The organism is Rhizobium sp. AN68, assembly GCF_030758035.1.
Lineage (GTDB): Bacteria > Pseudomonadota > Alphaproteobacteria > Rhizobiales > Rhizobiaceae > Agrobacterium > Agrobacterium tumefaciens.
Map to the genome: position 1 here is coordinate 1543615 of NZ_JARWMI010000003.1, position 13095 is coordinate 1556709.

Consider the following 13095-nt stretch of genomic DNA (forward strand, 5'->3'; position numbering starts at 1 on the left):
GATGGCCGAACTGAAACCGCTGATCGCCAAGGTCGCAAACGGGGAAAGCCTGAACCGTGAGGAATCGCGGGCCGCTTTCGACATTCTGATGTCGGGCGAAGCAACCCCGTCGCAGATCGGCGGTTTCCTCATGGCACTGCGCGTGCGCGGCGAGACGGTGGACGAGATTGTCGGCGCCGTCTCCTCCATGCGCGCGCGCATGCTGCCGGTTTCGGCCCCCGAAAACGCGATCGACATCGTCGGAACCGGCGGTGACGGCATCGGCACCTACAATATCTCGACGCTCGCCTCGATCATCGTTGCCGGCACGGGCCTTCCCGTTGCCAAGCACGGTAACCGGGCGCTAAGCTCCAAATCCGGCACGGCGGATGCGCTGTCCGCGCTCGGCGTGAAGCTGGATATCGGCCCTGACCTTATCGCCCGCTGCATCAGTGAGGCAGGACTCGGCTTCATGTTCGCGCAGCTGCACCATTCCGCCATGCGCCATGTCGGTCCAAGCCGCGTCGAACTTGGCACGCGCACCATCTTCAACCTGCTCGGCCCGCTTTCCAACCCGGCGGGCGCGAAGCGCCAATTGCTCGGCGTCTTTTCGCCGCGCTGGCTGGTGCCGCTTGCCGAAGTGCTGCGCGATCTGGGCTCGGAAAGCATCTGGGTCGTACATGGCGACGGCATGGATGAAGTCACGACGACAGGCGTCACCCATGTGGCGGCGCTTGAAAACGGCAAGATCCGCACCTTCGACCTGACGCCGAAGGATTTCGGTGTTGAACCCGCTTCCATGGCAGACCTCAAGGGTGGCGACGGCATTGCCAATGCAGCGGCACTTCGCGAGGTTCTGTCCGGCAAGCGCAACGCCTATCGCGACGTATCGCTGTGCAACGCCGCGGCAGCCCTCGTCATTGCCGGCAAGGCCGAAACGCTTGGCGAGGCGATGACGACCGTGAGCCTAGCGCTCGACAGCGGCGCGGCGGCGGCAGCGCTCGACCGCCTGGTCGCCGTCTCCAATGAAACAGTCTCCGGGCAGGCCGACCACTAAAAGGAATGAGAGCGAAACCATGAGCGACATTCTGAAAAATATCGAGATTTACAAGCGCGAGGAAATTGCCGCCGCCAAGGCCAGGGTTTCACTTGCCGATCTCAAGGCGATGGCCGCAGGCCAGACTGCGCCGCGCGGTTTTTACAAAGCGCTGCGGACAAAGCAGGCTGAGGGCAAATTCGGTCTGATTGCCGAAATCAAGAAGGCCAGCCCCTCCAAGGGGCTGATCCGCCCGGATTTCGATCCGCCGGCACTGGCCGCCGCCTATGAGGCTGGTGGCGCCGCCTGTCTTTCCGTGCTGACGGACACGCCGAGCTTTCAGGGTGCGCCGGAATTTCTGACGGCTGCCCGCAATGCCTGCGCGCTGCCTGCGCTGCGCAAGGATTTCATGTTCGACACCTATCAGGTGCATGAGGCCCGCGCCTGGGGCGCGGACTGCATCCTGCTCATCATGGCGTCTCTTTCCGACGATGAGGCGAAACGCCTTGAAGACGAGGCTTTTTCACTCGGCATGGACGTGCTGGTCGAGGTGCATGATGCGGAAGAAACCGAACGGGCGCTGAAGCTCGCCTCGCCGCTTCTCGGCATCAATAACCGCAATCTGCGCACTTTCGAGGTCAGCCTCGAAACCAGCGAGAAACTGGCTGGCCTCGTGCCCGCCGATAAGCTGCTGGTCGGCGAAAGCGGCATCTTCACCTATGAGGATTGCCAGCGCCTCGAAAAGAGCGGCATCAGCACCTTCCTCGTCGGCGAAAGCCTGATGCGCAAGGACGATGTGACGGCAGCTACCAAAACCCTGCTAACCGGCCAATCCGGCGTTCTGGCGGCGGAATGATGCGCCGATGAGCGAGGCGACAAAGCTCACCCATATCGATGCGAGCGGCGAGGCCCATATGGTCGATGTCGGCGACAAAGCCGAGACCGTCCGTGTCGCCGTTGCCGAAGGCTTCGTGAAGATGAAGCCGGAAACGCTGGCGCTCATCCGCGATGGCAATGCCAAGAAGGGTGACGTCATCGGCACAGCCCGGCTCGCGGGCATCATGGCAGCCAAGCAGACGGCAAACCTCATTCCGCTCTGCCACCCGCTGATGCTGACCAAGGTGGCGGTGGACATTACCGAAGACGCTGCCCTGCCTGGCCTGCGGGTAGAGGCCATGGTGAAGCTTTCCGGCAAGACGGGCGTGGAGATGGAGGCGCTGACCGCCGTGTCCATCGCCTGCCTGACCATTTACGACATGGCCAAAGCCGCCGACAAGGCGATGGAGATCGTCAATATCCGCCTTCTCGAAAAGAGCGGCGGCAAGTCGGGCGATTTCCGGCGACAGGAGACCTGAATGAAGCCACTGCTGCCCGTGGATGAGGCCGTAACGCGCCTTCTGGAGGCGGCGGTTCCTGTGGTTGACAGCGAAACCCTTCCGCTCGCCGAATGCGATGGCCGCGTCCTTGCGGCTGACCTTGCGGCGCGTCTGACCCAGCCGCCTTTCGATGCCTCGGCCATGGACGGCTATGCGCTGCGCAGTGCCGATGCGCCACAAATCGGGTCAGTCCTCACCGTTATAGGCCAGGCTGCCGCAGGCCACGCTTTCCCAGGCACGGTGGGTAAAGGCGAGGCCGTGCGTATCTTTACCGGCGCACCGGTGCCAGCGGGTGCGGATGCCATTCTCATTCAGGAAGATGCCGAGCTTCTCGGCGAGGGCAAAATCCGCACCGCTTTCGACATCACCGCCGGGCGCCACATTCGCCCGCGCGGACAGGATTTTGCCGAGGGCGACACCGTTTTGAAGTCCGGGCGCGGACTCTGCTTCACCGATCTTACCGTTGCGGCGGCGATGAATCACGCAACGCTTGCCGTCTATCGCAAGCCACTGGTCGCCATCCTTGCCACCGGCGACGAATTGCTGCCGCCCGGAAGCACGCCCCTTCCCGCCCAGATCATCGCCTCGAACACCTTCGGTGTCGCCGCACTTGCGCGGGCAGCCGGTGCCGAGGTTCTCGATCTCGGCATTATACCCGATAACGACACGCTGATCCGCGCCGCCATCGGCAAGGCTGTCGCGGCAAAGGCCGATGTGCTCGTGACGCTCGGCGGCGCCTCTGTCGGCGACCATGATCTCGTTCAGGCGGCGCTTAAGTCCGAAGGCATGCAGCTCGATTTCTGGCGCATTGCCATGCGTCCTGGAAAACCGCTGATGGTCGGCGCCATCGATGCCATGCAGGTTCTGGGCCTGCCAGGAAATCCAGTCGCGAGCCTCGTCTGCGGCCTGCTGTTCCTCGAGCCACTGCTCCATAGAATCGCCCGCCGCATTCCGCCGCAACGCGTCACCACGGCCCGAACCGCCACACCGCTGAAGGCGAACGACCACCGGCAGGATTATCTTCGCGCCTGTTTCAGCGCCGATGGCAACGGCGCTCTGCTGGCGGAAGCCTATGCCAAACAGGATTCATCCATGATGAACATACTGGCACATTCAGACGGCCTGATCGTGCGCCCGCCAAATGCGCCGGCAGTTGACGCAGGTGCGGAATGCTCGGTGATACGGCTTAGAGCCTGACGGGACATATTCCGGCGGCGGACAAAACAACGCATTGTTTCAAAATCTTGCGCAATTTCCACCGCAAGTAGTCACAGAAATGAGACGGGCTGCAGCCACTCCTGTTGAGACGACGTAATAAAAACTGTAACGTTGCTGTATCCGGACACGCGCGAAGAAGTTCGTTGCTTATAAGCGGCGTCTTGCCAGATGAAAAACTCCGTGCCTCAACCATCTCCCGATTATCACCTTGCGTTGTTGTGCCGAAATAAATCACCCTAAAATCACTATCGGGATTGACAGAATAAATACGAAGCTGGCACCAAGACGAGCAGTAGAAATCAAAAAACTCCGGAACTTCCTCGAAATGAGAATTACTTATAATTATCAGCTAAATAAGATAAAAATTGCCGAAGATCAAATTTCAGGGAACAAAAATTAGTTTCCCATAAATTAAGCTTTTCAAAACGGCCTACATAATAATAATCATAGTCGATAAGCAGACTCACTGGAGTTTCTTGATGAACACGGCATCCACGCCCAAATCCACGGGGCCCGACATCGCCGGGCAGATTGCCTACGCCATGCGGAGCATGGGTGTGTCGCCGATCCCGCGCAACTATAGCCTTTTTTACGAAGCCTATATCGGCTCGAACCCGGCGCTGACGAGGGATCTGGCGGCACTGGGAAACCGGGTGACGCAGGAGGATCTGGACGAACTGTCCTCACGGTACGGGGAAGGCAACCCCACGGCCTCGATCGACGACGCGCATGAGAAGCTGCGGCGTGAACTGGAGGCACTTCTCGGAACGCTGAGGCGCGAACAGTCCTCCATCGAGAACTACAACAGAATTCTCGGCGAAACCCGTCAGCGCATTGACGACAAGACCGTATCGAGCACCAATATCCTGAAAAATGCGGTCTCGCTGCTGGCCGAGGCCACCGGCTCGAAAATCATCGATGGCGAAAAGGCGTTCAACGACGTCAACCGCCATGCCGAGGAAATGCAACAGGTGCGTCTGGAGCTGGATGAATACAAGCGCATCGCCAATACCGATTCGCTGACGCGCCTTTCCAACCGTCGCGCTTTCGATGACAGGCTGGCCTCCGTCTACAACAGCTCCATCGGCCTGCAATATACGACGCTCATCCTGCTCGACATCGACCATTTCAAGCGGATCAACGATACGTTCGGCCACCCGGTCGGCGACAAGATACTGGCCACCGTCGCCTCCGTCATCCGCGCCAATGTCCGCAAGGACGGCTTCGTCGCCAGAAGCGGCGGCGAGGAATTCGCCATCATTCTTGATGGCAACACGCCGGAAGAAGTCATGGTGATCTGTGAGCGCATCCGCCTGTCGCTGGAAAGCACGCCGTTCCGCAATTCACGATCGGGCGCCGACTACGGTACGGTGACGATCTCGATCGGCTTCGCCTCCGCCTCGCAGGCAAACAATCCGGGCGAACTTTACGGACATGCCGATATGGCACTTTACCACGCCAAGGAAACCGGCAGGAACCGTTCCGTCATTTACGAGGACGGCATGCAGAAGAACTATATCGGCAAGAACTGGCTGATCTACCGTACCTAGGGCGTCGTGCGTCCTTATCGGGGGCGCAGTTAACGGACGCTCTCCTCTTCCCTCATTCCTGTGCTTGTCACAGGAATGAGGGCGGAGAGAAGCCAATGGCTCACGGGCGAATGTGCTGGTCTCGTCAGGACGAAAGCCGCACCGCCACCCCTCACCACATGGTCTTCGCCGCCCGAACCGCCCATTCGCGGTCATAAGTCTCCTGATCGAACTCCGCCTTGGCGGCTTTGAGCAGGCTGCCGGGTGTGGGCAGTGACGCGGGTTCCACGAAGTTGTCGGGGTTCCACAGTTCCGAACGCATCAAGGCCCTCGCGCACTGGAAATAGACCTCGTCGATTTCGACCACAATGACGGTGCGCGGGTGTTTTCCGTCCATTTCGAAGCTTTGCAGCAGATCGGGTGCGACCGAAACGACAGCGCGGCCGTTGATGCGCATCGTTGTATTCGAGCCCGGGATCAGGAACATCAGCGCCACGCGTGGATCGCGCACGATGTTCAAAAGCGGATCGACGCGGTTGTTGCCGCGCCAGTCGGGCAAAAGCACCGTCCTGTCGTCGGCCACCCTTACCACACCGCCCTTGTCGCCGCGCGGCGAACAGTCCATGCCTTCCGGCCCGACAGTCGCCAGCGCCAGAAATGGCGAAGCCTCGATCATCTGCCGGTATTCGGCGGTCAGCGTGGCTGTCACCTTCGCTATAGATGCCTCGCTTGTGCCATCGTAAATGGCCTTCAATTCCTCAACCGTGCGAATGACCGTCATTGTGCGCTCCAACTCCTGCAATCAATCTGCCCCCCCATAAATCAGGGCGCGTTATTCCTCTGCCGCTTCCGCTTTTTCCCGCTCCGCCCGCTCGCGCGCGGTGCGTGCAGCAACGAGGTCCGCCGGCTGGGAATTGCCGCGGATCAGCGACCGGCCCGCATAAATACCGCCGACGACTTCCATCGCGAAACGTTCCTCGTCGCGGTCGCGGAATTCCTCCACCAAGCGGGCAGCATCTTCCCGCTCCTCGCCCATGGCGCCAAGCACTTCCTCGCTGAAATTCATCGCCGATTCCAGAGTCTCGCGGATCTGGTAATCCACGCCGGCCTTCACAAGATCGATTGCGTGGCCACGGTCATAGGCACGGGCAAGAACGGGAACCAGCGGAAACTCGTGCTTGACGATCTCCGCGATCCGCACAGCGGCTTCCTTGTCATCGACGCAGATCAGCACCGCACGCGCGGTGCTTGCCCCGGCGGCATGCAGGATTTCCGCGCGTGAGCCGTCGCCATAATAGACCTTGAAACCGAATTCCGCGGCATCGCGCACAAAGTCGGCATCCTTGTCGATCAGCGACAGCGTGTAGCCACGCGCGAGAAGCGGCTGGCTGACAATCTGGCCGAAACGCCCGAAACCGATCAGCAGAATGCTGCCCTCGACATTTTCCGGCACATCGAGATCATCGGTCTTGGGAACGGCCGCCGGCACCAGCCGGTCGTGCAGAATGACCATCAGCGGCGTCAGCACCATCGAGATGATGATGGTCGCCGTCAGGATGGCGTTGGCTTCGCGGTCGAGGATGCCGGCGCTGACAGCGGCGGAATAGAGCACGAAGGCGAATTCGCCACCCTGAGCCATCAACACAGCCCGCTCCAGGCTTTCGCGCCTGGTGGTGCCGAGCGCCCGCGCCACGCCGTAGATCAGCAATGCCTTGAGCAGCATGTAACCTGCGACGCTGACGACCACGAGCTGCCAGTTCGATGCGATGACGGCAAGATCGATCGCCATGCCGACGCCAAGAAAGAATAGGCCGAGCAGAATGCCGCGAAACGGCTCGATATCCGCTTCCAGCTGATGGCGGAACGACGATTCGGACAGCAGCACACCAGCCAGAAACGCGCCCATCGCCATGGAAAGACCGCTGACCTGCATCAACAGCGCCGAACCGAGCACCACCAGCAGGGCCGCGGCCGTCATTACCTCGCGCGCACCGGACGCCGCCAGCAGGCGGAAGAACGGGTTGAGAAGATAACGCCCGGCCAGAATGAGCGCGCCGACGGCGGCGAGCGCGATGCCGACGGAAATCCAGCGCTCCGAGGGTGTGACGTGCTCGCCACCAGCACCGAGGAAGGCAACGAGCGCCAGAAGCGGCACGATGGCGAGATCCTCAAACAGCAGGATGGCGATGATGCGCTGGCCCTTGAGGCTGGACATGCTGTTGCGTTCCTGCAGCATCTGCATGACGATTGCCGTGGAAGTCAGCACGAAGCCGGTACCGGCGACAAATGACATGATGAGCGGAAAGCCGAGACTGACGCCAACCATCGTCAGACCCGCCATACAGACCAGCACCTGCAGCGCGCCAAGCCCGAAAATATCCTGCCGCATGGACCACAGCCGTGACGGCTGCATTTCAAGGCCGATGATGAACAGGAACATCACCACGCCGAGTTCGGCGATATGAAGGATCGCCTGCGAATCGGAGAAGAAACCGAAGCCATATGGCCCGATCACCAGGCCGGCGGCCAGATAACCCAGCACCGAACCGAGGCCTATGCGCTTGAAAATCGGCGCGGCCACCACGCCCGCCGCCAAAAGCACGACCACCTGGGCCAGATCATTTCCGTTCGCTTCGACCGCCACACATCACCCCGTTTAAATTGATAGAACGAGGGTGTTCCCTCCCTCACTTCCTAGCGCATCAGTATGAAAATCGAAAATGATTTTACAGAAGGACGATACGCAGATTCAACGGGTTATTTGTCCATAAGGCATGCGGGCTTCAGATGCCGCTGCTCTCCTCCCCTCATTTCTGTGCTTGTCACAGGAATGAGGGTGGGGAGTATCCGCAGGCCTTGCGCCCGCCTACCGGGATAGCGGTTCCCTGCTCAAGCCCTTTTCGGCGAGCTGTCGCTCATAATCGGCAAACGATGCGTCGCCGGTCTCTCCCAGTTCCTTCAGATATCTCCAGGTAAAGATGCCGCTGTCATGGCCGTCGTCGAAGACGATGCGCACGGCATAATTGCCCGTCGCCATCATGGAGCGGATCGTCACGTTGCGCTTGCCGGGAACAGTGACCTTCTGGCCCGGCCCGTGGCCCTGCACTTCCGCGGAGGGTGAAAGCACGCGCAGCATCTCGGCACCAAGGCGATAGACGCTTCCATCATCGAAGGAAACGGTCAGTTGCCGCCGGTCTTTCGACACAAGCAGTTCAGTCGGCCAGGCATCACTCATTTTTCACTTCCGCAAGCTCGTCTTATGCGTCAGAATTACGGACTTGCCTCGCGATAGGCAAGTCACTACATCACCTGTAAAGCACATGCCCGGCAATCTTGTGCCCGGCGCATCGCGCAGTGAGGACGGAGACGTGAACAGTTTCCCCGGATCGCTCGAAAGAGCGCAGTCCCTGACGGAAAACAATGCACCGATGGTGGACCCTTTCGGCCGGTCCATAACCTATCTGCGCGTTTCCGTGACAGACCGCTGCGATTTCCGCTGTACCTACTGCATGTCCGAACACATGACCTTCCTGCCGAAGAAGGACCTTCTGACGCTGGAGGAACTCGACCGGCTCTGTTCCGTCTTCATTCAACGGGGCGTGCGCAAGCTGAGGCTGACCGGCGGCGAGCCGCTGGTGCGCAAGAACATCATGATGCTGGTGAGGAACCTCGGCCACCATATTGGCACCGGCGCGCTGGATGAGCTGACGCTGACCACCAACGGTTCGCAGCTTGCGAAATTCGCCGCCGAACTCGCCGATTGCGGCGTGCGGCGTATCAACGTCTCGCTCGATACGCTGGACCCGCAGAAATTCCGCGAGATCACCCGCTGGGGCGATATCGACCGTGTGATGGAAGGGCTGGATGCCGCACAGGCCGCCGGCATCAAGGTCAAGCTCAATGCCGTCGCGCTGAAGGACTTCAACGAGACTGAAATTCCCGAGCTGATGCGTTTCGCCCATGGTCGCGGTATGGACCTGACTGTCATCGAGACCATGCCGATGGGCGAGATCGAGGAAGATCGTACCGATCGCTACCTGCCGCTTTCCAGGCTGCGCGCCGATCTGGAACAAAGCTTCACGCTTGTTGACAACGACTACCAGACCGGCGGCCCTGCCCGCTACGTGACGGTGAAGGAAACCGGTGGCAGGCTCGGTTTCATCACACCCATGACCCATAATTTCTGCGAAAGCTGCAACCGCGTCCGCCTCACCTGCACCGGTACGCTCTATATGTGTCTCGGGCAGGACGATGCCGCCGACCTTCGCACGGCGCTGCGCGCTTCCGACAGCGACGCCTATCTCTCGGGCGCCATAGACGAGGCCATTCTGCGTAAGCCGAAAGGGCATGATTTCATCATTGACCGCACCCACAAGCGCCCCGCTGTCGCCCGCCATATGAGTGTGACCGGCGGCTGAACCTGTTTCTCGTCCACCCACCCATTTAAGCGGTTGAAATGCCGGCTTGGCCGTGTCAGGTCTCTTAGCATGGAGGAATGCGCAGTCCCGCCCGGCGGGCGACCCCTGAGAGGAATTTGGGGTTAGGCTGCGCATGGTCTGGGACAGTATGAAATGGCATTGACGGACAATACGCGCGGCGCCCTTCTGATGGCGCTCGCCATGGCAAGCTTTACGGCCAACGACGCCCTGACGAAATCCGTCACCCCCTACATCAATACCGGCCAGATCATGTTCGTGCGCGGCATCATGACGGTGGTGCTGATTTATATCGCCGCCCGGCACTTCGGCGCGCTCCGGCCGCTGAAAACCCTGATGCGCCCCATCATCATCCTGCGCTGTCTCTGCGAAGTGACAGCCGCCGTTCTCTATCTGACGGCGCTCGGACTCATAGAATTTTCCAACGCCTCGGCCATATTGCAGTCCCTGCCGCTGATCGTCACGCTGGGTGCCGCACTGTTCCTGCGCGAGCCCGTCGGCTGGCGGCGCTGGGCGGCGATCATCGTCGGCTTCATTGGCGTGCTCGTCATCATCCGGCCCGGCCCGGAAGGCTTCACCTCAGGCGCGCTGCTGGTCGTCGCCTCGCTTGCGGTCACCGCCGCGCGTGATCTTCTGACCCGCAAGATGTATGCGGATGTCCCCTCGCTTGCCGTCACCTTCGTTACCGCCTCCGTCAACATGGCGGTGGGTGGCCTGCTGATCCAGCCCTTCGGCGGCTGGCAGCCCATGAACTTCATGATCCTGTCGCATCTGGCCGGTTCTGCCGTTCTGGTGCTGGTCGGTTACCAGGCAATCATTCTGGCAATGCGAACCGGCGAAATCTCCTTCGTCGCGCCGTTCCGTTACACCAGCCTGCTCTGGGGTTTCATGATCGGCGTGTTCTTCTTCAACGAAAAGATCGACAGTTTCACGATCGTCGGCGCCGTGATCGTCATCGGCTCGGGCCTCTACACCTTCTACCGTGAAAGCCTGCGCAAGCGCTCGCAGATGGCCAAGCGCTCCGCCGCCACGCCCACTGCCGCGACCACCGTGCGACCAGCGTCCGTAACGAAAGCTGCCGTTACGGAAAAAGCGGGAGAATGACATGAAAAACGCCCGCTTTCTGGATCGCACCACCCCGCCCCACATCATCACGCTCGTCGTTATCGCCGGCGTCGCGGCGCTTTGCATGAACCTGTTCCTGCCCTCGCTTGCAGCGATGGCGCTCCATTTCGAGACCGATTACGCCGTGATGCAATTTGCCGTGTCCGGCTATCTTGCCGCCACCGCCTGCCTGCAACTCCTCATCGGCCCGCTATCCGATCTCTTCGGACGCCGACCCGTCATGCTTGCCAGCATCGGGATGATGATCGTCGCCACGCTCGTCTGCATGCTGGCGCCAGATATCACCGTCTTCATGTTCGGGCGTGTGGCGCAGGCGGCCGTCGTTTCCGGCTTCGTGCTGGCGCGCGCCATCGTGCGCGACATGGTCCCTATGGAACAGGCCGCTTCGATGATCGGCTATGTGACCATGGGCATGTCGGTGGTGCCGATGGTCGGCCCAACGGTCGGCGGTCTGCTCAACGATATCTCCGGCTGGCAATCCAGCTTTGCGCTTCTTGCCCTGCTCGGGGTCGGCATTCTGGTGCTCGCCTGGTTTGATCTCGGCGAAACCAATCACAACAGATCGGCAAGCTTTACGCAGCAGTTCCACGCCTGGCCGGAACTTCTGCGCTCGCCACTCTTCTGGGGATATGCGCTGACCTCGACCTTCTCGTCGGGCATGTTCTTTTCGTTTCTCGGCGGCGCCCCCTTCGTCGGCAGCGTGCTTTATGGCCTTGCCCCGGCCATGCTCGGCCTGCAATTCTTCTTCATGGCCAGCGGCTACATGCTCGGCAACTTCGTCTCCGGCCGTTATGCGAGCCAGATCGGCATCACCCGCATGATGCTGTCGGGCAATGTCGTCGCCATCGCCGGCATTGTCGCAGCCATAGCGCTGATCTCAACCGGGGCGGAAAGCCCCTATGCGTTTTTCGTGCCGCTTGCGCTAATTGGTGTCGGAAACGGTGTGACCCTGCCGAGTGCCAATGCAGGCATGGTCAGCGTCCAGCCGCATCTGGCAGGCTCCGCCTCCGGTCTTGGCGGCGCCATGACCATCGGCGGCGGTGCGGCACTTTCCGTGCTTGCCTCCTCGGTTCTGTCCAAAGAGGACGGAACCTGGCCGCTTCTTCTCGTGATGCTGGCGACCGGCCTTGTCGCCCTCCTCACCACCTATATCGTAAGGCTGCAGGAAAAGCGGCAATGACGGCGCGATTTGAAATACCCGGTCTTGTGCTTGCCGGCGGCCTGTCGCGACGGATGGGCACCAACAAGGCGACCGTGATGCTGGGCGACGAACCGCTGCTTTCCCATGTCGTGCGCCGCATCGCGCCACAGGTGTCAGATGTCACCATCAATGCCGCGAATGGCTGGGCCGAAAGCTTTGGCCTGCCGTTGCTGCCTGACACCGTGAACGGCCATGCCGGGCCGCTCGCTGGCGTTCTCGCCGGCATGCGGCATTTCCAGAACCATCGCGCCCGGAAAAGCCACTTCCTGACAGTGCCCGCCGACAGCCCGTTCTTTCCCGAAGATATCGTCGACCGCCTCTGCGAACACATGGCCGAAGATGCAATCGTCATCGCCGCCTCCAGCGGCCAGTTGCACCCGGTTTTCGCGCTATGGCCCGTGGCGCTCGCGGACGATCTGGAGGAATGGCTGAAGAACGATGCAAACCGGCGCATCCGCGCCTATCTTGCACGACACGTCACGATCGGTATCGCCTTCCCGCCGCTGGAAACGGCCAAGGGCAGCCTCGATCCGTTCTTCAACATCAACACGCCGGATGAACTGGCGCTCGCTCGAAGCTATCTGGAGAGCATGGAACCATGATGAGCCAAAAGGTCTTCGGTATTGCCGGCTGGAAAAACTCGGGCAAGACCGGCCTTGCGGTCCGCATCGTCACCGAGCTGACGGCCCGGGGCTATAGGGTCTCGACCATCAAGCATGCCCATCATGATTTCGATATCGACAAAGTTGGCGCCGATAGCTGGCGTCACCGTCAGGCGGGCGCGCACGAGGTCACCATCGTCTCCGGCACCCGCTTTGCCATCATGCATGAATTGCGCGGCGAAGCCGAACCGTCCTTCGAGGAAATCCTCGCCCGCCTCGCCCCTTGCGATCTCGTACTGATCGAGGGTTACAAATACGAGCCGGTGCCGAAGATCGAGGCGCGACGGCTGGAAGCTGCCAAGACCGAACCGCTTGCCGGAAGCGATCCGCACATCATCGCAATTGCCGCCGACCACGCGGTGACCGACACCGCCCTTCCCGTCTTCGACCTCGACGATACCGCCACGATTGCGGACTTCATCGAAAAGACGGTTGGGCTGGTGAGGGCGTGACTGCCGTTTCGGCAACCTCCTCTCCTCCGTCATCCTCGGGCTTGACCCGAGGGCCGCAAACCGACCGCACCATGGATCCTC

Annotated in this window: 13 protein-coding genes; 10 read left to right on the forward strand and 3 right to left on the reverse strand. The window is 60.8% G+C overall.

Features of this window, described 5'->3' with window-relative positions; translation table 11 throughout:
• The first annotated feature begins 1 nt into the window (after nt 1).
• From trpD to RBH71_RS20610, 5 genes are all read left to right on the forward strand, one after another.
• A complete protein-coding gene (trpD, locus tag RBH71_RS20590) occupies nt 2–1036 on the forward strand; it encodes an anthranilate phosphoribosyltransferase (protein WP_003515560.1) in 1035 nt (344 codons plus the stop codon).
• 19 nt (nt 1037–1055) lie between these two features.
• Entirely contained in the window at nt 1056–1871 is an 816-nt protein-coding gene (gene trpC, locus RBH71_RS20595) for an indole-3-glycerol phosphate synthase TrpC (protein WP_003515561.1), read from the forward strand.
• Nucleotides 1872–1878: 7 nt separating this feature from the next.
• The gene (moaC, locus tag RBH71_RS20600) at nt 1879–2370 is read left to right on the forward strand and encodes a cyclic pyranopterin monophosphate synthase MoaC (RefSeq protein ID WP_003515564.1); all 492 of its coding nucleotides are present in this window, start codon (nt 1879–1881) and stop codon (nt 2368–2370) included.
• Complete coding sequence (gene glp, locus RBH71_RS20605; RefSeq protein ID WP_003515566.1) at nt 2371–3588, forward strand: gephyrin-like molybdotransferase Glp; 1218 nt, start codon at nt 2371–2373, stop codon at nt 3586–3588.
• A gap of 500 nt (nt 3589–4088) precedes the next feature.
• A complete protein-coding gene (locus RBH71_RS20610; RefSeq protein ID WP_003515568.1) occupies nt 4089–5159 on the forward strand; it encodes a GGDEF domain-containing protein in 1071 nt (356 codons plus the stop codon).
• Between the two features lie 151 nt (nt 5160–5310).
• Here the strand turns inward: RBH71_RS20610 and RBH71_RS20615 are convergent, their stop codons facing one another.
• The 3 genes from RBH71_RS20615 to RBH71_RS20625 all read right to left on the reverse strand — a co-directional run bounded on the left by RBH71_RS20615 (nt 5311) and on the right by RBH71_RS20625 (nt 8373).
• Nucleotides 5311–5919 carry a pyridoxamine 5'-phosphate oxidase family protein gene (locus RBH71_RS20615; RefSeq protein ID WP_323687478.1) on the reverse strand — a complete coding sequence of 203 codons (609 nt, stop codon included), beginning with the start codon at nt 5917–5919 and terminating at the stop codon, nt 5311–5313.
• Nucleotides 5920–5970: 51 nt separating this feature from the next.
• The gene (locus tag RBH71_RS20620; RefSeq protein ID WP_003515571.1) at nt 5971–7782 is read right to left on the reverse strand and encodes a monovalent cation:proton antiporter-2 (CPA2) family protein; all 1812 of its coding nucleotides are present in this window, start codon (nt 7780–7782) and stop codon (nt 5971–5973) included.
• Between the two features lie 222 nt (nt 7783–8004).
• Nucleotides 8005–8373, reverse strand: a complete 369-nt coding sequence (locus RBH71_RS20625; protein WP_003515573.1) for a gamma-butyrobetaine hydroxylase-like domain-containing protein — start codon at nt 8371–8373, stop codon at nt 8005–8007.
• Nucleotides 8374–8458: 85 nt separating this feature from the next.
• Between RBH71_RS20625 and moaA the strand changes: the two genes are divergently transcribed.
• From moaA to mobB, 5 genes are all read left to right on the forward strand, one after another.
• Nucleotides 8459–9556, forward strand: a complete 1098-nt coding sequence (gene moaA / locus RBH71_RS20630) for a GTP 3',8-cyclase MoaA (RefSeq protein ID WP_003515576.1) — start codon at nt 8459–8461, stop codon at nt 9554–9556.
• A 153-nt stretch (nt 9557–9709) separates the two neighbouring features.
• On the forward strand, nt 9710–10678 hold the full coding sequence (locus RBH71_RS20635) for a DMT family transporter (RefSeq protein ID WP_003515578.1): 969 nt from the start codon (nt 9710–9712) through the stop codon (nt 10676–10678).
• Between the two features lies 1 nt (nt 10679).
• Nucleotides 10680–11879: a multidrug effflux MFS transporter gene (locus RBH71_RS20640; RefSeq protein WP_323687479.1), complete on the forward strand. Its 1200-nt coding sequence runs from the start codon at nt 10680–10682 to the stop codon at nt 11877–11879.
• Nucleotides 11876–12502, forward strand: a complete 627-nt coding sequence (gene mobA / locus RBH71_RS20645) for a molybdenum cofactor guanylyltransferase MobA (RefSeq protein WP_003515582.1) — start codon at nt 11876–11878, stop codon at nt 12500–12502. The genes RBH71_RS20640 and mobA overlap by 4 nt, the downstream gene beginning before the upstream one ends.
• Nucleotides 12499–13014 (forward strand): molybdopterin-guanine dinucleotide biosynthesis protein B, encoded by a 516-nt coding sequence (mobB, locus tag RBH71_RS20650; RefSeq protein WP_003515585.1) that lies wholly within the window; start codon nt 12499–12501, stop codon nt 13012–13014. Before mobA ends, mobB begins: the two co-directional genes overlap by 4 nt.
• Nucleotides 13015–13095: the final 81 nt, after the last annotated feature.